23 protein-coding genes are annotated in these 25871 nt (G+C 36.4%); 6 read left to right on the top strand and 17 right to left on the bottom strand.

The genetic code is table 11. The annotated features are described in order from the left end of the window. Window positions 1-228 precede the first annotated feature (228 nt). The 15 genes from D7029_RS06945 to yieE form a co-directional block, all read right to left on the bottom strand. A complete protein-coding gene (locus D7029_RS06945) occupies window positions 229-1395 on the bottom strand; it encodes a hypothetical protein (protein ID WP_075674300.1) in 1167 nt (388 codons plus the stop codon). A gap of 35 nt (window positions 1396-1430) precedes the next feature. After that, the gene (locus tag D7029_RS06940; RefSeq protein ID WP_228766742.1) at window positions 1431-4016 is read right to left on the bottom strand and encodes a fimbria/pilus outer membrane usher protein; all 2586 of its coding nucleotides are present in this window, start codon (window positions 4014-4016) and stop codon (window positions 1431-1433) included. 52 nt (window positions 4017-4068) lie between these two features. Next, window positions 4069-4815, bottom strand: a complete 747-nt coding sequence (locus tag D7029_RS06935) for a molecular chaperone (protein WP_194952225.1) — start codon at window positions 4813-4815, stop codon at window positions 4069-4071. Window positions 4816-4819: 4 nt separating this feature from the next. Next, complete coding sequence (locus D7029_RS06930; RefSeq protein WP_194952224.1) at window positions 4820-5512, bottom strand: molecular chaperone; 693 nt, start codon at window positions 5510-5512, stop codon at window positions 4820-4822. 8 nt (window positions 5513-5520) lie between these two features. Next, window positions 5521-6063, bottom strand: a complete 543-nt coding sequence (locus tag D7029_RS06925; RefSeq protein ID WP_088493210.1) for a fimbrial protein — start codon at window positions 6061-6063, stop codon at window positions 5521-5523. Window positions 6064-6073: 10 nt separating this feature from the next. Further along, on the bottom strand, window positions 6074-6628 hold the full coding sequence (locus tag D7029_RS06920) for a fimbrial protein (RefSeq protein WP_194952223.1): 555 nt from the start codon (window positions 6626-6628) through the stop codon (window positions 6074-6076). Continuing rightward, entirely contained in the window at window positions 6606-7304 is a 699-nt protein-coding gene (locus D7029_RS06915) for a molecular chaperone (protein ID WP_194952222.1), read from the bottom strand. Before D7029_RS06915 ends, D7029_RS06920 begins: the two co-directional genes overlap by 23 nt. Window positions 7305-7362: 58 nt before the next feature. After that, on the bottom strand, window positions 7363-7914 hold the full coding sequence (locus tag D7029_RS06910) for a fimbrial protein (RefSeq protein ID WP_098943431.1): 552 nt from the start codon (window positions 7912-7914) through the stop codon (window positions 7363-7365). A gap of 576 nt (window positions 7915-8490) precedes the next feature. Then, entirely contained in the window at window positions 8491-9870 is a 1380-nt protein-coding gene (locus D7029_RS06905; RefSeq protein WP_109372867.1) for an APC family permease, read from the bottom strand. Then, window positions 9860-10069: a hypothetical protein gene (locus tag D7029_RS19035; RefSeq protein WP_075673568.1), complete on the bottom strand. Its 210-nt coding sequence runs from the start codon at window positions 10067-10069 to the stop codon at window positions 9860-9862. Before D7029_RS19035 ends, D7029_RS06905 begins: the two co-directional genes overlap by 11 nt. Window positions 10070-10836: 767 nt before the next feature. Continuing rightward, a complete protein-coding gene (locus D7029_RS06900; RefSeq protein ID WP_194952221.1) occupies window positions 10837-12816 on the bottom strand; it encodes a ligand-gated channel protein in 1980 nt (659 codons plus the stop codon). A 177-nt stretch (window positions 12817-12993) separates the two neighbouring features. Further along, a complete protein-coding gene (locus tag D7029_RS06895; protein WP_088493215.1) occupies window positions 12994-13776 on the bottom strand; it encodes an ABC transporter ATP-binding protein in 783 nt (260 codons plus the stop codon). After that, entirely contained in the window at window positions 13776-14864 is a 1089-nt protein-coding gene (locus D7029_RS06890) for a FecCD family ABC transporter permease (protein WP_194952220.1), read from the bottom strand. The genes D7029_RS06895 and D7029_RS06890 overlap by 1 nt, the downstream gene beginning before the upstream one ends. A 487-nt stretch (window positions 14865-15351) precedes the next feature. Further along, window positions 15352-16839, bottom strand: a complete 1488-nt coding sequence (locus D7029_RS06885; protein WP_023581400.1) for an amino acid permease — start codon at window positions 16837-16839, stop codon at window positions 15352-15354. Window positions 16840-16957: 118 nt separating this feature from the next. Continuing rightward, entirely contained in the window at window positions 16958-17851 is an 894-nt protein-coding gene (yieE, locus tag D7029_RS06880; protein WP_088493217.1) for a DNA-binding transcriptional regulator YeiE, read from the bottom strand. 184 nt (window positions 17852-18035) lie between these two features. On the opposite strand from yieE, the gene D7029_RS06875 reads away from it, so the two are divergent. Next, a complete protein-coding gene (locus D7029_RS06875) occupies window positions 18036-19130 on the top strand; it encodes a YeiH family protein (protein ID WP_194952219.1) in 1095 nt (364 codons plus the stop codon). 168 nt (window positions 19131-19298) lie between these two features. Further along, window positions 19299-20141, top strand: coding sequence for a deoxyribonuclease IV (gene nfo / locus D7029_RS06870; protein WP_194952218.1), 843 nt, complete (start codon window positions 19299-19301; stop codon window positions 20139-20141). A gap of 45 nt (window positions 20142-20186) precedes the next feature. Here nfo and fruK read toward each other — a convergent pair whose 3' ends face one another. Beyond that, window positions 20187-21125, bottom strand: a complete 939-nt coding sequence (gene fruK / locus D7029_RS06865) for a 1-phosphofructokinase (RefSeq protein ID WP_088493220.1) — start codon at window positions 21123-21125, stop codon at window positions 20187-20189. A 192-nt stretch (window positions 21126-21317) separates the two neighbouring features. Between fruK and D7029_RS06860 the strand changes: the two genes are divergently transcribed. The 3 genes from D7029_RS06860 (at window position 21318) to yeiP (ending at window position 24000) form a co-directional block, all read left to right on the top strand. Further along, the gene (locus D7029_RS06860) at window positions 21318-21734 is read left to right on the top strand and encodes an NUDIX domain-containing protein (RefSeq protein ID WP_165124611.1); all 417 of its coding nucleotides are present in this window, start codon (window positions 21318-21320) and stop codon (window positions 21732-21734) included. A gap of 290 nt (window positions 21735-22024) precedes the next feature. Continuing rightward, window positions 22025-23266, top strand: a complete 1242-nt coding sequence (mtr, locus tag D7029_RS06855) for a tryptophan permease (RefSeq protein ID WP_194952217.1) — start codon at window positions 22025-22027, stop codon at window positions 23264-23266. 161 nt (window positions 23267-23427) lie between these two features. Further along, window positions 23428-24000 (top strand): elongation factor P-like protein YeiP, encoded by a 573-nt coding sequence (gene yeiP / locus D7029_RS06850; RefSeq protein WP_088493223.1) that lies wholly within the window; start codon window positions 23428-23430, stop codon window positions 23998-24000. A 107-nt stretch (window positions 24001-24107) separates the two neighbouring features. Here the strand turns inward: yeiP and D7029_RS06845 are convergent, their stop codons facing one another. Continuing rightward, window positions 24108-25316 (bottom strand): RNA-guided endonuclease InsQ/TnpB family protein, encoded by a 1209-nt coding sequence (locus D7029_RS06845; protein ID WP_194952216.1) that lies wholly within the window; start codon window positions 25314-25316, stop codon window positions 24108-24110. 22 nt (window positions 25317-25338) lie between these two features. Here D7029_RS06845 and tnpA point away from each other — a divergent pair, with 22 nt between their 5' ends. Further along, on the top strand, window positions 25339-25755 hold the full coding sequence (tnpA, locus tag D7029_RS06840; RefSeq protein WP_194952215.1) for an IS200/IS605 family transposase: 417 nt from the start codon (window positions 25339-25341) through the stop codon (window positions 25753-25755). The last annotated feature ends 116 nt before the right edge of the window (window positions 25756-25871 follow it).

Below are 25871 nucleotides of genomic sequence, written 5' to 3'. Positions count from 1 at the left end.
AATGTTAATCTTAATTAATTATAAAAATTAAAATAAATTTCACTTTGAATTAAAACATAGCCATTTATTTAGTTTAAATAACTTAAATTGAAATAATTTATTCATTATTGAAATTCGTATTCTAGTTAAAATAAATTCTTAGCTTAAATCAATAGAAATAAAAATATCTTCCATAAAAAAGTGGACCTTAAGGTCCACTTTTATTTTTCTTTTCTAAATTTGTGATTTTTATCCACGGACAAAAATATTCACATCTACTTTTCCGCGGTATTCACCTGCTTTTGTCCCATCTGGTTTGCAAAGAGCCCATTTGATACCAAATATATCAGGTTGATTATTCCCCATATTGGTTCCACTTAGCTCAATATCAGTATTATTGAACTTTAATAAGTTGTTATTATTTTCATCAGCACATTTTAAATTTGGTATTGAAGTTTGCTTATAAGGCAATCCTATAACCCAAGGCTTTTTGTTAGATACAGTACCATTAATAGGAGCTAAGACTAATTTATTTACATTACTTGGGTCTAAACTTCCCTCTTTAATTACCGCTGACATATTTACAGGGTTACCTGTCCCCCCACAGGATAATGTAAATACAGAGTCTTTAATGACTTCATTTGTAAATGTCATATTTTCATTAATTTGTTGATTAGATACACCTGTAACAGCACAAGAACGTTTTACTGTTACATCAGCAATTACGTTAACTTGTGAAAAAAAGTCACCACTAGCACTCCGACCAAAACTACCTACATAAAAAGGAGTGCCTTTATACGTTAACTTACCTGGCGTTAAATTAGCATCAATATAAACAGGAAATGAACTTGGTGTTGTGACACTAACAACTTTTGAGCCACCACCAGGAACTGTTGTCGTTGCATAATTATGTGGCACAAAACATACATTAATGCTAGATGATTCTTTATCAACGAGACTACTATTCACCTGAAAAAATTGCCCCGAATAAGCACTTTGATAATTAGAACTAAAATTAGATAAACTGACATTGAAGTTAAATTGTGGTGTTACATAAACTGCCGTACTTGTATTATTGGAATGCGTTAATTTTAGACCGTATTTATTAGTTTGCCCTGGAATTTTAGAAACAAATGTAGAATCACATCTCGTTTTTGACTGACTTAAAGAAATAATCGCATACTTAGTATCCCAAGAAGAGTTACTGCTATTATCATAAACAGGACTCCCAGGAAAACTACTATTCCCAGTCAATGTACCATTTATATATTGAACTTGTGTAGGGCTAATATTCATATCAATCACCCCAGTTAAGCTTAATGTCATAGCCCCCCTATCTGTTCCAGCTAAAACATTAAATGACGAAGTCATTAATACTGAAGTTAGTGATGCCATCATTAAATTACGCATTTTCATTGTTATGCATCCACCTATAAAATAAGGATTATTTTTTATTGGCAAGAAAGAGATAAAATTCTTATTGGTTGCTTGCTATTGACTTCAATATTACTTAAGCCACTATATGAAACGTTGCAACTTTGCTGATTTTTATTACCCCATTTCACTAACAACTTGCCATTATCAGGAAGTCCACTCATATAAAGCTGGCCATTTTCACCAACAATACCTGTATTCAAATCATTAGGATTATCAGCATCAATTAACGTAGCAATAGCGCCAAATGGGATAACACTTTTATTCTGAGAAAGATTTAAAATAGCCTGGAAACCAATCTTTGTTTTAAAGGTAACCTTAACAATAGCGCCTTTTGTCGGAACTACATTTTGAGATGTGGATTGTAGAGTCGTATTATCAGGCAATGTATTTACATTTAATGCAATTGTGTTTTGGCGATATTCTGTAAGATACGGTGATAACGCATATCCCTGTCCATTAATCGCACCATTTCCTGAACTTAATTCAGTACCTTTTGCTCCAGGCGCTTCAACAATGGCCATACTATTGCCCATACTTCTACCTAGCAATAAACCACCTGAATGTAAAAGCAAACCACCATTCATGCTGCCATTAACATTATAGTAGTCACTTGAATAATTATAATTTAGAGAGGATGTACCGTAGTTACCTGAATAATTAGCATATACTGAGCCATTATTAGATTGGCCTTGGTTAGCCCAAGATTGAGAAATACCATAAGATAAGGAGTTATCAAATGCACTACCAGATAATCCGACTTGCTGGTTAGTTCTTCCATTATTATCATGGTTTATCATGTAAGTACTATTAAAATTGCTGAGCGCAGGCGAATTACTAAACACACTAAATGGAACGCTCACATTAAAACTAATTTGCCTATTTTCAGGCCAGCTATCATCTGATTTTATTCTATCAATACTGTAATTAACGCCAAAGTTAATACCACGAATATTGCCATTATATCCTGTCGTAAGTTGAGTAACATTCTTATCTTGTTCCCAATAATTATAACGGCTACCAGATAAATAAATACTACCGTACTGACCTAATGATTGTGATAATGACGTTGTAAAACGACTTTTTTCTCGTTCACCTAACCACGGTGAAGTACCATCTTTTAACCGATAATCTTCCGTATTAAATTGATTAAAATCGTAATAATCTTTAGTTGAAAAACGTAATGCAGTTAAGTCAACAGAGGTTCCTGTCGTGGTCATATTCTTAGAATAGCGGAATCGATAAGATTGCCCATTTTGGGAGCCTATTGTATTAAAGTCAGCATGAGCATGTGTGATATCTGTAGACAGAGCCCCCCAATTACCTAATGAAATTCCTATCCCAGAAGAAATAGCATAATAATCTTTCGCACCTAATAACCCACCATAAAGAGTGACATCATGAGGTAAACCATAAATACCACTAGCAAGCAGAAAATCTGCTTTTTTAGAACCAACCGTTGTGCCACCATCAAATCGCCCAGTACTAATTTCATATTTCCAACCACCCGGTCTTAACATTACGGGTAATGATGAAAAAGCAACTGTAAATGTCCTTTCTGAACCATCTTCTTCTTTCACTGTGACATCCAAGTTCCCTCCTGAACCACTCGCGTAAAGATCGGTTATTTTAAATGCGCCGGGTGCAACATAAGTTTGATAAATGACATTCCCATTTTGTCGGATAGTAATTTGCGCATTAGATTGAGCAATCCCACTCACATCTGGAGCAAAACCTTGTTGACTCGCTGGCAACATCTGTTCGTTAGAAACTAAACGCATACCTTTCATTGGTATACTATCAAAGACATCATTTCCGGTTGTAGTTTCACCAATAATAAATTCCGATCGTAAAGAATAAAGATTACGAGAAAGATATGTATTAGAAAATTTATTACTATTATTACTTTGAGTCTCTACATTATTTGAATTTCGGGTATACGTCTGTGTCATTGTCGAACGTAAACGCCAATCATAAAGATTAAAACCAGCTCTTAGTTGAGCAAAGAAATTATCATTTTTTTGTTTCCCATTATTATTAACTTTATCAAAATGGCTATCGTTAGAAGAATGCCCTCCACTAAACATATAATTGATAAACATGGCAGAAACACCACTATCAAAAGAGGCGGGATCAATATAGCCAACAGCATCATTGGACATAACAATTTGAGGAAAACTAGTGATTAGTTTTAATTCTGCTAAATTTACTTTTATTAATGCATCAGGAATATATTCATTAATATCATAAATAACCTGATCACTCTTTAACATATTTAACTTAGGTATCATTTTAGTATTAACACCTAATTCATCTAATAATTCTCGGGTTATTTCAGGCACCACTTTATTATTAGGTCCTTTTACCAAATTAATAATGAACTCACCATTATTATTACTATTGACATAAACTAATAAAGATATTTTACCTTCAGGTAACGCATCTTTTTGTGAAAATTGGCTTAAATCAATTTCATTTGCAGATGCACCTAATTGCCCATCAAGTAATGCGGGATCAAAATAATCCTCTGCAAAAGAATTAAATGAGAACAAAATAAGTGATGTAAAAAAACTGTATCTAAACATTGCCATTGATTTATTCATTTTTACACTCTTAACCTTTAGCTTTATAAAAACATATATTTTTATAAATTTATTAATTTACTGTTTTCATTTTTTCATCTAATGGGAACATAAACTCATCTAATACTTGCCAATGAATAGATGTAACATTTTTTTTATTAAAAAATAAGTATTCTTGTGTACCAAATGGAGGTACATTTTTCGATAACTCTTGCAGCTCTATCTCTTTTCCATTTATTTTTATTGTGTTAAAAGCCAAATAAATAGGTGAATCATTTTTAGCAATTATCTTATTACCATCAATTGATAATGATAATTTTTTTTCTGCATCTTTTATTTTTATACCTTCAAGAGATTTTGGCCGGTAATATACTTTAAAGTTTAATGCTCTAATAAAATTCATCTGCACATTTGGAGTTTCTTCAGATGTAGATGGTATTAATCGAAATTGAGAAATATAAACACTCTCTCTATCTGTTGGTAATGCGCTTTCTGAGCCAGTAAACTTAATTACCCACTCATAGTATTCTTCAGGCTCTATTTTTTGTAATAATGGAGTTAAAATAAAAGGAGGGTTCTCTTTTTTATCAATTAATTGTAACCCCGTAGATTCATCTAACCATCTCATACTCACTTGAACGAGATACGCTTTTTTTTCATTATTTCTTAAACCGATAGAAATGCTTTTACTACCTTCATTATATGTCATTCTTTGTAATGAAAATTCAAATGCATTATTAGCAGACCATGCTAATTGGCAATAAAAAAAACCTAATATCAAAGCAGCAATAGAAAAAATACGACTATTTAAAACGTTCATTTCATTAGTCCTTATATTTTAATTCTTTTGATAATTCACCATAGTCGTTAATTACATGCCAACTAGCTTCTTTTATTGATACTTCTACCAACTCAGCTTTGCTATAAGGTGCTAACAAGAGAGTTTTATTATATTTTTCATTATTAACTTTAATTGATGTTAATGTCATATAATACGGTGTTGGGTTATCTAAAAACCACTTTCCTTCATTTTTTTTAATAAAGATTTTTTTGTAATCTTGTTCTGAAGGTCTTGCTATATTTTCAGGTCGATAAATTACTTTAATCACAAAATTAGTTATTAATACTAGTTTTGATTCCTGTGATTCACTTTCATCAGGTCGTTTAGTAGAGGGGATAATTTTTGTATTCAAATAAAAGAGTGACTCTTTGTCATTGGGTAAATCTTGAGTATCTTTTAATAAAATACGTAAAGATGATACGCTCCTATTCTCTAAACGAAACACAGGAGGAGTAACAATAAAATTAGATGACAAATTTCCATCAATTTTTTCAGTAACGCCAGCTTGTATTAAATAAGGTTGATTATCATCATTAGAAATATATACACTTTCACTTGAACTACCTTCAGAAAAAATAACACGTGTTTTTCCTAAACTAACCCCTTCAGCGTTAGCATTAAAATAACTAAAAGCTAATATTAAAACCATGGAAATTTTTATAATAAAATTATTCATATAATATCTTAATCAACGATATACGAAAAAGTTAACGTTGCCGAAAACTCTCCAGTTTCAGGATCACAAACTGTAGGGTCTTTGCATTTGACATAGGTATAAAGTGTTTTTTCTAATTTATCTATACTTATGTTATTCCAAACCGTATCTTCAGATTTAAAAAAATCCGTATTAGTATTAGATTGAGCAACATTATTTTTGCTTGATACTCTGATACCAAAACTTTTATTGAGATCATCATTAAAAGTAATCGTATTTAAAGTGCTTTTTGCCTTCATCGTCACATAGGTATCAAAAAAGTCATTCGTTTTACAGTCACTCAGTAATACCTTTATCGGGATAGGTTCTATAAGATTATTTTTAATTTTATTCGATTGAATACTACCAAAATTAACTTCATTGTTACTTGTTCCTGAAACTGAGAGCTTGCAGGTCTGTTTATCAATGGTCACTTTAAAGTCAAATTCAATACTTTGAGCACTAAAACTAATAAAGAGTGCTGGTGTAATAAATAAACTTAACAAACTCCTTTTCAATAGAAATATATTCATATTTACTTTCTCAAGGTTGTATAAGTGTTAATGCTAATATTGCTTTTAGCGTACCGGGATTAACCGCTGAACTGTCTTTCTTAACGAGCTCGACTTCAAAATCTTTATTTTTATTACCATTTCCCGTTGTAATATAAACAGAACTTGTTCCAGAGTTAAAATTAATTAAAGAACAATGATCACCTTTACAGTCGTATAGAGCAAAACTCGCATTAGTTGGATTATTCACCGGCGATATTTTGTTATTTGCAATTTGTGTTCCAGATCCCGCTTTTATAACAACTTCCATATCTGGTGTTTCATCAACATAATCTTGACAAAGATAGTTAACAGAAAAAGGTATTTTGTTTTCTTCTTTTACACCTATTTCATCAACATTTTGCATTAATGTTGATTGAGAAAATTTCACTGTTTGGTCTGATAAAGTAAAAGCACATGTACCTTTTGTTACTGAGCCTTTTACGATGACAACCGCAGAATCATCAACAGCGCTATATCCATAAAAAGAGATACAAGTTAATAATGCGCCCAATACAATTGGTTTAAAATGTGGCTTTATGTTCATTAAATCCACCTAAATCATCTATTGTACGCCATTGAACACTTCCTTTATTTACACCTGTAGGTAAGGCATATTTTATCGAGCTATAAGGTGCGATCATGGCATTGTTATTAGCCAAACTAACATCTAGCTTTATATTGTTGACAGAGAACCCAGCAAAATTGATGTAATAAGGGGAATTGTTGACTACCTTTAATTGTTTTCCTTCCACACTAAATCTTAATTTCTTTTGCGCATCTTCTGATGTCATCGGTAAGTTTTTAGGTCGGTAGAAAAGCTTTATGACATTATCAAATCCTACACTTAGGCCTGCTGTATCAGAATTATTGCTTTGTCCAGGGATCATCTTTGCATGAAAATAAAAGATACTTTCTCTATCTTTCGGTAAAGAATTACTCATGGCATAAATTTTTACTTCATGCCTTGATAAACTATTAATTCTAAAAAGAGGAGGAGTGACTTGAAATACAATTGGGTTTTCATCAGAGGAAATATAGGCTTGTACCAAATAATTTATTTTTGGTTCTTCATTACGAACGATAACACCTACACTATTCTCACCTTCAGGATAAATAATACGTGTAGCGTTTAAACCCACTCCTTTAGAATAAGCAAATGGAGATATAATTATTAGTAAAATAACAAAAAATTTTCTTATTCTATTTGTAATTTTAATCATTATATTTCTTCTTTAATGAGAGGCTCTATTAAATAGAGCCTCTAAAAATTAAGTAATATTAGTTATAAGCAACAGTAAAAGTAACTGGTACTTTTAATTCATCACTTGTTACTGCACCATTTGTTAAATACAGACCAGCAGTCATCGGAATACGACCAGTGCCGTCTTTAATGATCTCTTGTCCTAATTTCAGACCTGTTTCAACATTTGGTTTAACTAAAGTATTACTTGCTGTTGCTAACAATTTTACAGCTAAAGAAGCTGCTGTTGCGTTAGCAAACATTTCAGAATCAAAGTTTGATTTATTACCACGAGCATAAAGATTGATTGTTCCATCAGCTGCTAATGCTGCTGTACAATTAGAAAGCTCTAAATTAAACGTCTTGTTATCTCCTAATTGATCACCGACGTTTTTGCCAGTCACTTCATCACTTGTGAAGGTTCCCCAATCAATTCTAGAACCTTCTGTTGTTGAAGAAACATCACAACTTGCGGCACGAATTAATGCTTCGAATGACACCGTTGTACCCTGTGTCGCAGCAAAAGCATTACCTGCAACCATAAATCCAGACAACACGATAAACGGAGCAACTTTCTTAATTAAAGACATATTGTTACCTTTCGTTTTTAAATAAATCGCCTATTGGAATTAGTATTATTCCCTTAATCATCTTAATTAGATTTGAATTAAGAAAATATATTTTCTAATCCTAATTAAAGAGTAGCACAACAATAAAAATTTACTCATAGAGTAAGTTTAAATTGCATAATGATAATTATTTAAAACACTTTATTTATAAAGTATTTTCTTTATTTTTAGGATATTTGACTAATCTTTAATTGAGCATCAATATAATACTTAAAAAGTAAAAAAATATATTTTGAATATATAAAGTTTGTTTTTCATATATATAGATACATTCAAACTAATATAAAAAATTATTTAATTTAACTTAAACAAGTAAATTAACCTAATTATAAACACTTAAGAAAAACCCTAGGCCCCATATAAAATTATTTTTAATTTTTTTATTTGAATGAGTAAATATCCTTAATCTTATTGTATATAAATCAATCAACTGGTTATTTATTATCCTGTTTGATTCTAATACTGTTTATTCAATACAAAAAAAATGGCCTCATTACTGAGGCCATTTTATTTATCATAATGACAATTCTTAGAATATTACTTTTCTGGCATTTGTGGCATTGGACGACGGAATCGACGAGTGATCCACACCATATAAAGTATACCAATTGCACCCCAGACAAGACCTAACTCCATAGAGCCTGGTTCTAGGTTTATCCACAAGACACCCATTGTCGCAGCACCAATAATAGGTAATATCAGGTAATTAATATGATCCATTAACCCTTTATTACGACGCTCACGAATATAGAATTGTGAAATAACAGACAGATTCACGAAAGTAAACGCAACTAACGCACCAAAGTTAATTAATGCAGTTGCAGTCACTAAGTCAAAGAACACAGCACCTAACGCTAAGAAACCCACCAATAGCACGTTAAAAGCCGGTGTACGCCATTTAGGATGAACGTAACCAAATGTCTTCTCTGGGAATACGCCATCGCGCCCCATAACATAAAGTAAACGAGCAACACCTGCGTGAGCCGCCATACCAGATGCTAATACAGTCACACATGAGAACACTAAAATAATGGACTGGAATAAAGCACCAGCAACATACAGCATTATTTCAGGTTGTGACTCTTCTGGATTCTTGAATCGTGAAATATCTGGGAAATACAATTGTAAAAAGTAAGAAACGGCAATAAAGATAATCCCACCAATCAGCGCGGTTAAGAAAATCGCTTTAGGGATAACTTTACCTGCATTTGGTGTCTCTTCTGATAATGTACTGATACCGTCAAAACCTAAGAATGAGAAACAGAGTATTGTCGCTCCGGTTATCATAGGTATAACTTCAGCATCAACAGAAGCAAACGGTCTAAAGGTCCATAACTCCCCTGCACCTTCTCCGTTATATACACCGTGAATAAGTAATCCAACAAACACAACCATTACTGCAACTTGTACAATAACAATTGCTGTATTTAAGTTAGCAACAACGTTAATACCGCGTAGGTTAAAGAACGTCATTAAAGCCACTAAGCCAAATACAAAGATCCACGGTTCAACGCCCGGGAATATTGCTTGTAAATAGATTTTCGCCAATAAGATATTGATCATTGGCATAAACAAATAGTCTAGTAAAGATGACCAACCTACCATAAAGCCAACATAAGGACTCATGGATTTTTGAGCATAAGTATACGCAGAGCCAGCTGAAGGAAAACGCTTAACTAATTTTCCATAGCTTACGGCTGTAAATAAAATTGCAATCAATGCAATCGCATACGATGTTGCTACGTGACCATTGGTAATGCCAGAAACGATACCAAATGTATCGAAAATAGTCATAGGCTGTAAAAAAGCAAGCCCCATCATGACTACCTGCATTAGTGTCAAGGTTTTACGTAGTTGAACTCGATTGTTAGCACCAGTTTGGTTAGTGCCGATAGAGGAGATGACGTTATCTGACATTAGCGAACCCTCCCATAACCTCGGTTTGAGTATTAGATAAACTCAACCGACAGTTACTGGGAAGACTTCGCATCTGCCTATAAACAGAATAGAATGAAGTTTTTAAGGATGTGTATGTGTTTAGGAGACGCCGTGCTCCGTAGTCATCATTGCCCGCAGTGCCGTTAGGCCCGACTGCGAAAGAGAATAAATGTACCATATTAGCATTCCTCTATCATGACAACCCTTTCTCTAAGGGGCTGGCTGCTAATCAAATTATGTTATCTATTCAGACTCAAATGAATCTGACCTCTTGGTGTAGTAATAAGTAAAAATGCAAAAAAAAACCGATGCACTTTAAACGCATCAGTCATATTTTTAGTGGGCGCATTTTGCACGTCTCAGACTTAAATAGCAATACATTTTCATCAAAAAGCCCCCTTTTTTTACGATCTTTTCAATTCGCAAACTAAGTCAACATATAACGCTACATTTTATTAACAACAATTGTGCTTTTATCACAATTCTTAAGCTTTGAATATTTCGAAAGCCTTTACTACACCGAAAGAAATAAAAGCATAACGTATTGATAAATAAAAACTAAACCTTAAATAAAAATTAGCATCATCAATAAACCATCCAAATAAAGCATTTAAAATACATTAATAAGATTAATGCTAAGGAATTGTTAACTCACACTTCTTTTCACTCCAAAAAATAGACTTTTAATAAAAAGTGTCTATTTTTTAATAGCCTATTTTATATAAATAAAAAGTAAGAGAACAAATTAAGAAAAAAACGGCAGATACTAAGTAGAAATAACAAGTTGATAGTCAGAATAAAACGATGAATAAGATGAATTATTGAGCTAAATATAGACCTCAATATTTAAATTTTCCAGTACTAATTTTGAGCAAACAAAGGAAAATAAGAAATAAAAAAGACTCCACAAGTGGAGTCTTAATGACACAAACTGAGGGTGAAAAATTAGAAGTTATAGTTCAAACCAATGTTGTAACGACGGCCTTCTAATGTGGTATTAAAGTTTTCATAGTTGATGCGACGATCAAGTACGTTATAAACACCACCAATCACATTAAGTTGTTTGGTTAAGCTGTAGCTGGTACCAATATCAACAAACGCATAAGAAGGTGTACCTGTTGCCATGCTGGTACGCGATAAATAATCCGATGTTTTACCACGGAAGTTAATACGCGCCCATGTTTCCATTTCTGGCGTTGTTTCCCAGTTTAAGGTCGCATTAGCCATATGGCGAGGTTGTTTATTCAGTGGTTTACCACTAAATGCACCACTCTTCTGTTCAGAATCTGTAAATGTATAGTTAGCGGCTAAATTCCATTCTGGTGAAATTGTCCAATTACCTGTAACCTCGATACCCCGCATATTGGCTTTATCAACATTTTCACGCGTACTGATAAAGTCATATTGGTGACCATATCCTTGCTCTTTGGTACATGTCGGTAACACGCCTTTATCATCACAAATGCGACGTTCAGTAATTTTATCTTTAAAGTCAGTATTATAAATAGTAACACTTGCCGTTAAGTTGTCACGATTGTCCCAAATAATACCAATTTCTTCTGTTACTGATTTTTCTGGTTTCAGATCTGGATTACCGTAAATCACAGCATTACCACCTGAGCCACCCGTTGCTTGTCCCCAAGTCTTGGTTGCTTGGCGTAGATCTGGTGAACGATAGCCGGTAGACACACCACCTTTTAACGTCCATTCATCAGCCATATGCCAAACACCGTAAACACGAGGTGTCCAATGCGTACCGTAGTTTTCGTCTTTATCCATACGTAAACCGCCGGTTAAAGAGAAATCATTTGTAAGCGCCCATTCATCTTCAGCAAATAGTGCCCAACTATAACGATCGAGTTTGCTGCCTTTATCTAAATGATTGTTGCTATCTTTTAGCTCTTCAAAGCGATATTGAGCACCAACACTTAATGTATGCGCATCTAGCATAAATACCGTTTGATTACGTATAGTCGTATCATTGTATTCCATTTTACGACTTGGGTTATTATTCTCGTCACGTTGAATATATGTATTCATCGTACCAAAATCATAAACACCGTCATGAGTCAGTGCATATTGCGTTAACTCATATTTACTGAAATCACTACTCTTAGATTTACGAGAGCGCTCAGATGCTGAATATTCCCAACGTGCATCTCGATGTTGGCTGTCTTTTTTAAATTCAAATTCAACCGTGTTTTTGTCATCAGGTGTCCAGCTTAATGTCCCACCACCGCTTGCGGTAATTTGACGATTATAGCCATTCATAAATTTATCTTCACTACGGTGTGAATATTGACCTTGGACTTTTAATCCTAGAAGGTTATCAATTAATGGACCTGCTGCATAAAAACTGCCTTGTTCAGTATTTCCTGAGTTTTGACGCTCTGTCAGCGTGCTATCAGCACGTAAACTTACATTCCACTCTTTTTGCGCCTTACGGGTAATAATATTGATAACCCCACCCATTGCATCTGAACCATATAAAGAAGACATTGGGCCACGTACAACTTCAATACGTTCAATAGCAGGTAAAGGCGGTAACCAGCCTTGTTCAATACCAGAGTTATCACTATTAGGACGCGTTTCACGCGATGCAACACGCTTACCATCAACCAAAATCATGGTATATTTTGCATCCATACCACGAATACTAATATCAGAACTACTTCCACCGCCTGTCACTAATACGCCGGGTACATCTTTTAATGCATCAGTCACATCACGGTAAGATTTGGTTTCTAATTGTTCACGAGTGACAACAGAAACCGATGCAGGTGCATCTTCAACGGTTTGTTTAAACCCTGAAGCGGTTGTTACAAGCAGTTTTTCTACATTTTCTGCTGATGCAGTCATAACAAAACTTGATGCAATAGCAGCAACAACGCCAAGTGCGATTTTATTTTTATTTAACACTACCATTCCCGATTCTCCAAGAATATAGATTCTTTAAGTTTTATATAGATGGACAGATCGACAATTGCTCAGAAATTAGGGTAATAAATAAATTTAATTACCCTTAGTTATTTTAATATTATTTTTATATCCCTATTTACTGCATCCCTATATTTACTTCTTTTCTCTTTCTCTTTTACTTCTTTATATTTTATCCACTAAACCATCAATAATAATTTGAGGTATTCCTTGTGAACAATATTCCAATCTACCTTGAACACCATAAACATCAGCAAGGCTCTGTGCCGTGATAACCTTATCTGGCGCGCCCTGCGCAATTAATTGCCCTTGTTTTAACATTAATACATGTTCGCCATGCCGTAAGGCGATATTAATATCGTGAACAACGACAACAGTAATAATATTTCTACGGTGTGTTTCTTTAGCGACTAAATCCATTACATGATATTGGTAATTAAGATCCAGCGCACTTAATGGCTCATCCAATAATAATAGAGAGGGTTGTCTAATTAATGATTGAGCAAGCCCAACTAATTGTTTTTGACCACCCGATAATTCATCTAAATATCGTAATGCTAAATGCTCAATACCTAACTGACGTAATAAGTGCATTACCTGAGCTTCACTATGTTCATTATGTAATCCACCTGAAGCACGCTGTGCCACAATAATGGATTCTAAAACATGTAAATGAACACCTGCTGGTAATGTTTGTGGCAAATAGACTACATTTTGGGCACGCTGTGCAAAATTCATCGAAGCTAGATCGTTACCATCTAAACTGACAACACCTGATGATTTATTTAGTCCAGCTAGCGCTCTTAGTAATGTTGATTTTCCACTACCATTTGGCCCCAATAATACAGTGACCTTTCCTTTTGGTAATGGCTCTACATCCAGTGCCTTAATAATAAGATGTTTAGCGTATCCAGCATTAAAACCTTGGATCTTTAACCCTTCCATCATTAGATATTCCCCCTATGACGTAAAATCATACTGAGGAAAAATGGCACGCCCACCAGCGATGTCACAATACCCACCGGAATAATGACACCCGGTATTAAATTTTTAGACGCAATTGATGCCAATGATAAAACTAAAGCCCCAATTAGTGCACTTGCTGGCAGATAGAATCGATGATCTTCACCAAACATCATGCGAGCAATATGAGGTGCAACCAAACCAATAAAGGCAATAGGTCCAACAAAGGCAACTGCAAGCGCGGTTAAAATACTAATACGCAGTAATGAACCTAATCTTAAACGCTTTACATCAATACCAAAGCTAATCGCTCTATCTTCACCTAATCGCAATGCAGTTAATTTCCATGAACTCATCCATGAAATCGCCATAATGACCGCAAAAGCACCCGCCATAACACCGAGTTTTACCCATGTTGCACGCGCTAGACTTCCCATAGTCCAGAAAACCAGACCTTGGAGCGTGTCTTCTGTTGCAATAAATTGCATCAATGAGACTAACGCATTAAAGGTAAATACCATGGCTATACCAAACAGCACAACGCCAGATGTTGGAACACGCGTCCAACGAGTTATTCCGTCTAATAATAAGGCTGATAATAAGGCAAAGAGAAACGCATTCGCCGATATAAACCATTGGTCAGGAATACCCGGAATACCAATACCCAAAACAATCGCCAATGCAGCACCAAATGAAGCTGCATTTGATAAACCCAGAGTGAATGGACTTGCTAATGGGTTATTTAGAATCGTTTGCATTTCTGCACCCGCTAACCCTAGCGACATCCCTACCACAACCGCCATTAAGGCATAAGGTAAGCGGATATCCCACACAATCACTCGTGAACCTGCATCAACAAGTTCAGGCTGAAAAAGGGTTGTTAATAATTTATCAAGTGATAAACCAGAAGGTCCCATAGTGAAATCTAACACCACTGAACCACAAATAATTAAAACGATAACTCCAAGCCATAACATGCGTTTATTCATCATTTTTCGATAATGGGCTTTCACATTATCTGATGCATTTTTTTCATGCTCTTGTGTGGCGAGTCTCTCTGACATAATGCTCATATCAATTGTTGTACCTAGTTTTTTTTCTACGTTTTTCTGTTCTTACCAACACATTAAGTAAGCAAAAACATACCGTACAACTCATCAACTGTTTTTTATGTACAAAAAGCCAATTATTAATTTGAGACAATTTATTCAACAAAGAAGTGAGTCGCCAAATTATTATACGGTGAATCATATTCGCTGTGTAATTTATTATATGGCGATAAACTATTGGTTGGCTGTATTGAGCACTAGAAGGGCTAATTATTATCAGACTCATTACATTAAGCATATTATTTACAACCACTAGCGCTATCATTTTATTTTTCAGCAAATAAATTGTGCGCTAACAATAAAGCAAATAATAATAATTATCAATGCGATTGCCGATATAATTAGAGTTTTTGTATGTTTTCTATAATTGACGAGGTAAAAAATAAAAAAACGCCCGTTTTACAGTGATCGAGATCACAAAAACGGGCGTTTTAATAGTTTGATTTATAGGTTATTTTTTATTCGCAATATGTGTTGGAAATTCCATTTCGTTATAACGAATAAAGCGGGTTTTCTTCACAATCTTATAAGTAAACCAAATTAATAAGAATAATGGGATACCAATATAGGTTGCAATTGCACCATACCAATCAATTGTGTCTTCTAAGAAAGCTTGGTAATTTTGACCTAATGTAATAATTAAACACAATATAAAGGCGAAAATAGGACCAATTGGGAAGAAGCCAGAGCGATAAGGTAAGTCATTTAAATCACGACCTTGTGCAACATAACCTTTACGGAAACGGTAGTGGCTAATCGCAATACCTAACCATGCAATAAACCCCGTCATTCCTGAGGTATTTAATAACCACAAGTAAACAGTTTGGTTTCCGTACATTGAACTTAGGAAGCATAGACCAGCAACAACTGTTGTCGCATAAAGCGCATTGCGTGGCACACCGTTTTTAGACAATTTACCAAAACATTTTGGCGCTTTGCCTTCTCTTGCTAATGTAAACAGCATACGCGTTGATGCATACATGCCTGAGTTACCAGCAGAAAGTACCGCTGTTAAGATAACCGCATTCATGATGGCTGCCGCAGATAATAATCCCGCATTTTTAAAGACTAGTGTGAATGGGCTAACGCTAATATCGCCTACATCATTACGCAGTAAGTTAGGATCAGTGTAAGGGATTATTAAGCTAATAATTAAAATCGCGAAGATATAAAACAGTAAGATACGCCAGAAGACTTTACGCACAGCTTTGGGAATATTTTTAGCCGGATCTTTAGATTCACCTGCCGCAATACCAATTAATTCTGTACCTTGGAATGAGAAGCCAACAATCATGGCAACACCAATCATGGCAGCAAACCCACCGGCAAAAGGTGCATCACCAATTTCCCAATTATGCCAACCTGCGTTTTCGGCACCTTTCATAATGCCCGTGATCATCGCGATACCCACAATAATAAAGATAATTACTGTGGAAACCTTGATCAAAGAGAACCAATATTCTGCCTCACCAAACCCTTTTACAGAGATATAGTTGAGTAAGAAAATAACGCCAAGGAATAAGGCACTCCAGATCCAACCATCAACATCTGGGAACCAATAGAGCATCACTAATTGTGCAGCAACAAGGTCAACAGCAATTGTAACTGCCCAGTTGTACCAATAGTTCCAGCCTAATGCGAAACCAAAGCCTTCTTCTACATATTTAGATCCGTATGTTGAGAATGAGCCGGAAACAGGCATAAATGCGGCTAATTCCCCAAGGCTTGTCATTAGAAAATAGACCATTAGTCCAATTAATGCATAAGAGAGTAATGCCCCACCCGGCCCTGCTTGAGCAACAGTTGCACCAGATGCGACAAAAAGTCCTGTACCAATTGAACCACCAATAGCGATCATCGCTAAATGTCGCGCTTTTAACTCTCGGCGCAAAGTGCGTACTGCGCCCGAACCAGCAGTACTATTTTGTTGTTCTGACATAACATTCCACTTTTATATTCACTTTTCTAACGAGGATTGTAGCAAATCTGTCGTTCGTGAATAGCAAGGATCTAGGATTATAAGATACCTTCATGATCGGGCGTCAATTATTAGCAATTTATGAAAAATTGCCGATTAAGTGTTCAGCATTACAATATGTCAGGAGTTTTTTCAGTGCATCAGAGACATGTTTTTGGCGATGATAAACCAGATATAGGGTACGTTGTAATGCCAGCCCTTCTACTTTTATCTCTTTTAATGAGCCATTATTAATCTGTTCTTCAATCACTCGGCGAGATAAACAACTGATCCCCATTTCATACATAACGGCATGTTTTATTGCTTCTGAGTTACCTAATTCCATTTCAATGCGATAACCCGGCAAAGAAGCAAAGAGAAGATGGTTAAGCACATCTCGAGTTCCTGAACCATTTTCTCGTAGAATCCAAGGAGCTGACTGTAAATCAGCTAAAGTCACTTTCGGTGCTTTAGCTAGTGGATGATCCGGCGAGCAAAAAATAACCATTTCATCTAAAAGCCATTTCTGGCTAATCAGTTCAGAACTTTGACAAGCACCTTCAATTAACCCTAAATCAACACGGAACTCGCTCACTAACTTAACGACTTCTTCGGTATTTCCAATACTCATTTCTAGCGGAATATCAGGATAATTACGATGAAAATTCCCCAGCATTTGAGGAAGAATATAATTGCCTATTGTTGTACTTGCAGCGATACGCAAAGCACCATTTCCAGCTTGAAATAATTGCTCAACTTCAGTTGCTCGTTCAAGTAAAGATAGCGCTCTAGGATAAAGTAATCGTCCATGTTCATTTGTGACAAGCCGTTTTCCCACTCTATCAAAAAGCTGTACGCCTAGTTGGCTTTCAAGATCAGTTAAAGAAGCACTGACAGCAGATTGAGATAAAGCAAGCTGTTGTGATGCTTGCGTTGTAGAACCACTCTTGAGAACTTCAGTAAAGACTTCCAGTTGCCGCAACGTAATTCGCATATCCATTCCACCTTTGAGCTGTCATTGTAATAACATACTATCCACAAACCAGTAACATACCAAGTACATTTAAGAAAATACACCTATATTAGTTTTACTGGTTATTATTATAAAAATAATGAGTTTAATAAATAAGATTGCTTGTTATATGCTTATGCAAAATTTATATAAGCAAGGTTTTTCTATGTCAGAGCAAAGTCAACCTATTACATTGGCGAAAAAATGTTTCACTCCAGTCTATCGCTGGCTTCCTGGTTTATTACTAACAGGCGTATTAACTGCGCTTGCTATTTATATTGGTGATATTCCTTGGTTTTCGAGCATGGGTTTAGGTGCATTAACGCTGGCGATCCTATTCGGTATTATTGTGGGTAATACCTTTTATCCTGTTGCAAAACCTTATAGTGATGAAGGTGTCAAATTCGCTAAACACTATTTATTACGTACAGGTATTATTTTGTACGGTTTTAGACTGACTTTTCAGCAAATTGCAGATGTAGGTGCAACAGGTTTAATTATAGATGCCATTATGCTGACATCGACTTTTCTTATCGCTATGTGGATTGGTCGCAAATATTTTGGTTTAGATGAACAAACTGTCATCTTGATTGGTGCTGGCAGTAGTATTTGTGGTGCGGCGGCGGTTATGGCGACAGAGCCTGTTGTTAAAGCACAAGCAAGCCAAGTTGCCGTTGCGGTTTCTACTGTCGTGATTTTCGGGACTATCGGTATTTTCCTTTACCCTTGGTTCTACCATTTAAATGCATTTGCAGGCTGGTTACCGTTTACAGAAGAAACCTTTGGTATTTTCTCAGGCTCAACTATTCACGAAGTCGCTCAAGTCGTTGCTGTAGGGCACTCAATTAGCCCTGATGCTGAAAATGCTGCGGTTATTAGTAAAATGATCCGCGTAATGATGCTAGCGCCTTTCTTAATTATTCTTTCAACTTATTTAAGTAAAAAGAAAAGCAAAGCAAACAATGGCGCACAATCGACTGAGAAAAGCCCAATTACTATTCCTTGGTTTGCCGTATTCTTTATTTTAATGGCAGGCTTTAACTCTTTAAATTTAATTCCAGCATCGATTGTTAGCTACATTGTGACTATTGATACCATTCTCTTAGCAATGGCAATGGTGGCATTAGGTTTAACAACACATATTAGCGCTATCCGACAAGCAGGTGTCAAACCATTATTATTAGCCTTATTCTTATTTTTCTGGTTAACCCTTGGTGGTGCGATGATTAATATCTTTATTCAAACTGTGTTGATGTCTTAATAGGAATATCGAGATTAATTAATCCCCCTTAAAATTTCGCCTTGAGAAGCACTTTTCATTATTGCGCAACTATTTTTAGTTGCGCTTTTTTGCTTTTATCACCTCAATATGATGTTATACGCTGTATGTTTGTTATCATGGTGTGAAATAAATCTAAGGAGAGAAATAATGAAATTTGTTGGCGCACATGTCAGTGCTGCTGGTGGCGTCGATCAGGCGGTATTACGCGCACATGAAATAAAAGCTACTGCGTTTGCCCTTTTTACTAAGAATCAGCGCCAGTGGAAAGCTGCACCATTATCCACAGATGTCATTGATAAATTTAAAAAGAACTGTGAGCTTTATGGTTATAGCCCTTCTCAAATTTTACCCCATGACAGTTATCTCATTAATTTAGGTCACCCTGAAGAAGATGCTCTTGAAAAATCAAGAGACGCATTCCTAGATGAAATGCAGCGTTGTGAACAACTGGGTATTGAGTTACTTAATTTCCATCCTGGAAGCCATTTAAATAAGATTGATGTTGATAAGTGCCTACAAAAAATTGCTCAATCAATTAACATCACTTTAGAAAAAACGAAAAATGTCACTGCTGTGATTGAAAATACCGCAGGGCAAGGTACAAATTTAGGTTATCGTTTTGAACATCTAGCCGCTATTATTGATGGGGTAGAAGATAAATCTCGTGTAGGCGTTTGTATTGATACTTGCCACACTTTCGCTGCCGGTTATGATCTAAGAACAATTGAAGATTGCGAGAAAACATTCGCTGAATTTGAAAAAATTGTCGGCTTTCAATATCTAAAAGCAATGCACCTTAATGATGCGAAAAGCGAATTAGCCAGTCGAGTAGACCGTCACCACAGTTTAGGTGAAGGAAATATTGGTAAAGTCCCTTTTAGCTATATTATGCAAGATAAGCGTTTTGATGGCATTCCGCTGATTTTAGAAACCATCAATCCTGATATTTGGCCTGACGAAATTGCTTGGTTAAAATCACAACAAGCCTAATTTTGATATTCTTTGCGGTTTATCTCAAATAAACCGCAAATTATCTTATTTAATCGGTGTTAGCTCGATCTTAGTCATCATTTCAGCAAGTTGACTTCTATCTTTTATTCCCACATCAGGCTGACTGACTGATAACGCAGAAATCGCAGTTGCAAGACGCAAAGTATGCTCACTCGTTTGACTCATTAATAAGCCATATACTAATCCAGCAACCATCGAATCCCCTGCACCAACGGTACTTATCACATCACAATGTGGTGGCTTTGCCAGCCATGCACCTGATGCATTTACCCATAAAGCTCCTCTTTCACCCAGTGAAATAACCACATGTGCTATGCCTTTATCGCGTAGTTGATGAGCGGCTTTAATAATGTCTGCCATTTCAGTTAATGAATGCCCTACCCACGCTTCTAATTCACGATGGTTAGGCTTTATCAGCCAAGGTGCTGCTTTTAGCCCTGCGACTAAAGCATCACGACTACTGTCAAAAATAATGCATGGACATAATCTTCTCAGCTTAATCATCCATTGAGTAAAGGCTTCAGGATCAACACCATTTGGTAAACTGCCACTGACAACGACCATATCGAAATGACCAAGCCAATTAAGTGAATCCGTTGCAAAGCGCTGCCAATCTTGCTCTGATACGGTAAATCCTGAAAAATTAAAGTCAGTGACTTGCCCTTTTCCTTCGGTTAACTTCACATTAATGCGTGTTCGACCTGACACAAGATAAAAACGGTTAGCCATCCCATTTTCACTAAAGAAGTGCTGAAATTCTTCTTGATTTTCACGTCCCATAAACCCGCTAACAGTAATATCAATGCCCAAATCACGTAAGACTTTTGCGACATTATTGCCTTTACCCGCAGGATTAAGCCCAGCTGTTCGGACTAAATTAACACCACCTACATCAATAGCTGGACAAGCACCAACAAGATCATAAGCAGGGTTTAAGGTGATCGTAGCGACACGGCGACTCATGCCTTCATTCCCCAATCATTTTTATTATGAATATTTAGGGTGCTATATATAGCATTAATTAACCTTTTATTCAGTGAAATTGGTTTTTTTCTCCTTGCGCTCGATCCCTCTGCAAAGGAGAATATCACCCGTAAAAAACGACTTATTTTATACATTAACTATAACTATATAAAAAAGAAAAAGGAGTCTTAAATGTCAGTCGTAGTCGGCGTTGGCGTGATTATTACCAATGAAAATGGTGAAGTATTATTGGGAAAACGTTGTGGAAAACATGCCCCTTATTGGTCAATTTTTGGTGGACATGTTGATGAAGGGGAAACTTTTGAGCAGTGTGCTATTCGCGAAATAGAAGAAGAAATTGGTATTGCGATCACTGCGCCACAAGTGATTGGTATTAGCAATAATCTAGAAACTTACCAGTTAGAAGGTAAACACACTGTCTCTATTTGTATGATCGCACAACACCAAGGTGACGAGCCGAAATTGATGGAACCAGATAAATGTTCTGAAATCCGCTGGTGTTCTCCAGATGATTTACCTGAACCGCACTTTGAAGCCAGCCGTAATTCCATTGCATTATGGAAAAGTAAGCAGTTTTATCAAGGTTAATTAAAAACACCTTATCACTTTCATTATTCTGGATATTTTTTGTTCAGAATAATGTTCGGATTATCTATTTCTGCGTGAATTTTCACTTATTTACTACTGTATTTCTTTATCATTTCTAATAATCATCATACTAATCTATTGATTTATATACCCCACTCTTTCTACTGTATTATTTTTACTCACTTTTTTCTTTTATAAAGCACAATAACCTCTATTTACACCTTTATAGCAAACGTGTATTCTTTACACCATCAAGCTAGTACATTGAGTCAATTTTATAAGGACATCTTATGTCAGAAGTCACATCAATAACAAAGCGCCCATCCATACTTGGTGGTGCAATGATCATTGCAGGTACCGCAGTCGGTGCTGGCATGTTTTCCATCCCTATTGTGACTTCCGGTGTCTGGTTTACCGGTTCTATTTTTCTTTTGATCTACACTTGGTTTTGTTTATTTATGTCTGGGTTAATGATCTTAGAAGTGAACCTTCATTATCCTTTAGGCTCAAGCTTTCATACCATTACCAAAGACTTATTAGGAAAAGGTTGGAGTACTATTAATGGACTATCGATTGCGTTTGTTCTTTATATTCTAACTTACGCTTATATTTCTGCGGGTAGCTCCATTATTGTGCAGAACTTTGCAGAGGTGGTCAGCGTACCACAAGCTATTGCAGGTTTAGTCTTTGCATTAATTGTTGCTTTCTTTGTTTGGTTATCAACACGTGCAGTGGATAGATTAAGCACCATTTTAATTGGCGGTATGGTAATTGCTTTTGTGTTAGCCATTGGTGGCTTATTTACAGAAGTAAAAATGCCTGTGTTATTTAACACCAATGAAAGTAATGCAAGTTATTTACCTTATGCTTTAGCCGCATTACCTTATTTACTGACCTCGTTTGGTTATCACGGCAATATTCCAGGTTTAGTAACGTATTATCGTAAAGATGGCAAAGCTGTTATGAAAAGCTTGCTTATTGGTACATTGATTTCACTGGCAATTTATATTTTATGGCAGTTTGTTGTACAAGGTAATATTCCTCGTGAAGGTTTCAAGCAAGTGATTGCTGATGGTGGGAATATTGGTAACTTATTAGCACAAATGCGTTCAACAACCGCCAATGCCACTGTATCAATGTTATTAGACTTATTCTCTTATATGGCATTAGCAAGTTCATTCTTAGGCGTGTCATTAGGATTATTCGATTACTTAGCGGACTTCTTTAAGTTTTCAAATACAGGAAGCGGTCGATTTAAATCTGCATTAGTCACATTTATACCACCGACTATTTTAGCAATTATTTTCCCTGATGGTTTCTTATATGCCATTGGTTTTGCAGGGCTTGCAGCAACAATTTGGGCTGCGATTATTCCCGCATTAATGGCTAAAGCAAGTCGTGAGCGTAATCAAAGCCAGAGCTTTAAAGCTCCCGGTGGTATGTTTATGATTGGTTTCGTGATTTTATTTGGTGTTATTAATGCCAGCGCGCATATTTTAGCGAACTTTAATCTTCTTCCCATCTACCGTTAATTTCCTTTCTAAACGCTAATATCTAAAGCCAGCCCATATTTGAGCTGGCTTTGTTTTTTCATCAAATCTTATAAAAAAATGTGCGAATAACTTGCCAAGTTTCTGCACTGCGAGTAATTTTGTCGCCATTATCGTCAATGTTATTTAATGGAAGGTTTTATATGGCAAAAGCCAATGAAATTAAACGTGGTATGGCTGTTAGTTATAACAACAAATTATTACTGGTAAAAGATATCGACATCCAAGCACCAAGTGCTCGTGGTGCAAGTACGCTGTACAAAATGCGTTTTACTGATATCCGTACAGGCCAAAAAGTAGAAGAGCGTTTTAAAGGCGATGATATGATTGATACCATCAGCTTAACGCGTCGTGCTGTTAGCTTTTCTTACATTGATGGTGATGAGTATATCTTTATGGATAATGAAGATTACACGCCATATACCTTCAAAAAAGATCAAATTGAAGATGAATTACTGTTTATTCCTGAGGAAGGCTTAGCGGGAATGCAAGTATTAACAATGGATGGTCAAGTTTTAGCATTAGAACTGCCACAAACTGTTGATATGGAAATTGTTGAAACGGTTCCAGGTATTAAAGGCGCATCTGCAAGTGCTCGTACTAAACCTGCAACATTACCAACAGGGTTAGTTATTCAGGTTCCTGAATACCTTTCTACTGGCGATAAAGTTCGTATTCATATTGCTGAACGTCGCTATATGGGTCGTGCTGACTAATCAACAGTCAAAAACCCTACTCATTAGCGCATAGCTAATGTTGCTTTAAATAGGTCAGATAATCTTGACATCCTCCCCGCCCTGAAGGACGGGGATCCCTACTGCGTTCAGACCGTAGCCTGACTCACCTCGGTGGGTTCCTGCTTCAACGGGCGGTCTGACTGCACCATCCCTCCACAGGCTAGAACGGCATGTCCTGCCGCTAAAATGTTACGAGCACCGTTGATATCCGCGTTCTCTGTATATCCGCACTTAAGGCACTCGAATTTACTTTGTGACAGACGGTTTTCTTTCGCGGTGTGACCACAGCACGCGCACCGCTGGCTGGTATATGCAGGAGGTACAGCAAGTACCTGACCACCACGCCAGAGTTGCTTGTACTCAAGCTGACGACGCATTTCATGCCAACCCTGATCTAATATCGCTCGGTTCAAACCTGATTTGGCTTTGACGTTTCGTCCGTGTTGCTCTGCTGTTCCTTTTGCCGATTTTGACATGTTACTGACCTTCAGATCCTCAATGGCAATCATTGCGTGGTTTTTGCTGATTTTCGTTGTGGCTTTGTGAAGGTAGTCTTTGCGGATATTGGCAATATGGGAATGCAGACGCTGGATTCTGCGCTTTTGTTTCTGCCAGTTGGCACTGAATTTCACTTTACGACTTAACTGGCGCTGGAGTGTTGCCAGCTTTTTCTGGCTGGTTTTGAAACTGTTAACAGGCTCGAATACCGTGCCGTCTGACAACGTAGCGAGTTTGGTTATACCTGCATCCAGACCAACCATCGTTGTTGAATCATGCTGAGGCTCGGATATTTCATACTCTGTCTGGATACTGACGTACCAGTTTCCGCATGACTGGCTGACCGTGACGTTTTTCACTTCTCCAATGACTTCACAGCTATTGCGATAGCGTATCCATCCCAACTTTGGCAAGGATATTCGACTATTGCTCTGATCGAGCTTCACCCCCTGCGGGTAGCGGAACGCATCGTTTTGCCCGCGTTTTTTGAAGCGGGGAAAAGAAGCCCGTTTTTGGAAGAAATTCTTGTAGCCGCGCTCCAAATCTTTCAAGGATTGTTGAAGCGGTTGTGATGGCGCTTTTTTTAGCCACTGTGTCTCAGGATCGGTTTTCCATTCAGTGAGCCATGAAGTCATTTTCGTGTAGGGAATAAATTTGTTTCCTGCCTCATGATTTTCATTTTGGAGTGCCAGCGCACGATTGAAAACAAAACGACAAGCCCCTGCGAAGCGCCGCATATCACGCTCCTGCTGACCATTTGGTCTTAACTGAAATTTAAAGGCTTGAAGTCGTTTCATATTCACTATTATATTTTGGTCTATGAAAAAAGAAACTGATATTCGCCGTGGTAGACACTGTGTTTTCCTGATACACATTCACTTGGTGTTTGTTACCAAATATCGGCGAAAAATATTTGATCAAGATGCCATCGAAAAGCTGAGGAATTATTTTTCCAGCGTATGTACTGATTTTGATGTTGAACTCGTTGAAATGGACAGCGAGCGGGATCATGTTCATTTGCTGGTTAACTATCCGCCAACACTATCTGTATCTAATTTAGTGAACAGTCTCAAAGAGGTATCCAGTCTATTACTGCGTCGGGATCGCCCTGATATTGCGGAACGCTACTACTACAAAGGTGTTCTGTGGAGTTCGAGTTATTTTGCAGCCAGTTGCTGCGGAGCACCGCTTTCAATCATCAAACAATATATTGAACAGCAGGAGACACCTGACTGATCTTTAAAACCTCTCGGGCTTTTCCGCATTATATCCCCGCCCTGAACGACAGAGCTTTACGGCGTGTTTGGTAAGAAACCCAATGTGACAAACGATTATTTGACTTGTTTATCTTT

It is taken from the genome of Proteus vulgaris (genome assembly GCF_016647575.1).
GTDB lineage: Bacteria > Pseudomonadota > Gammaproteobacteria > Enterobacterales > Enterobacteriaceae > Proteus > Proteus mirabilis_B.
Note: the sequence above shows the minus strand (reverse complement) of the source record. Positions and strands in the feature narration are given on the sequence as shown.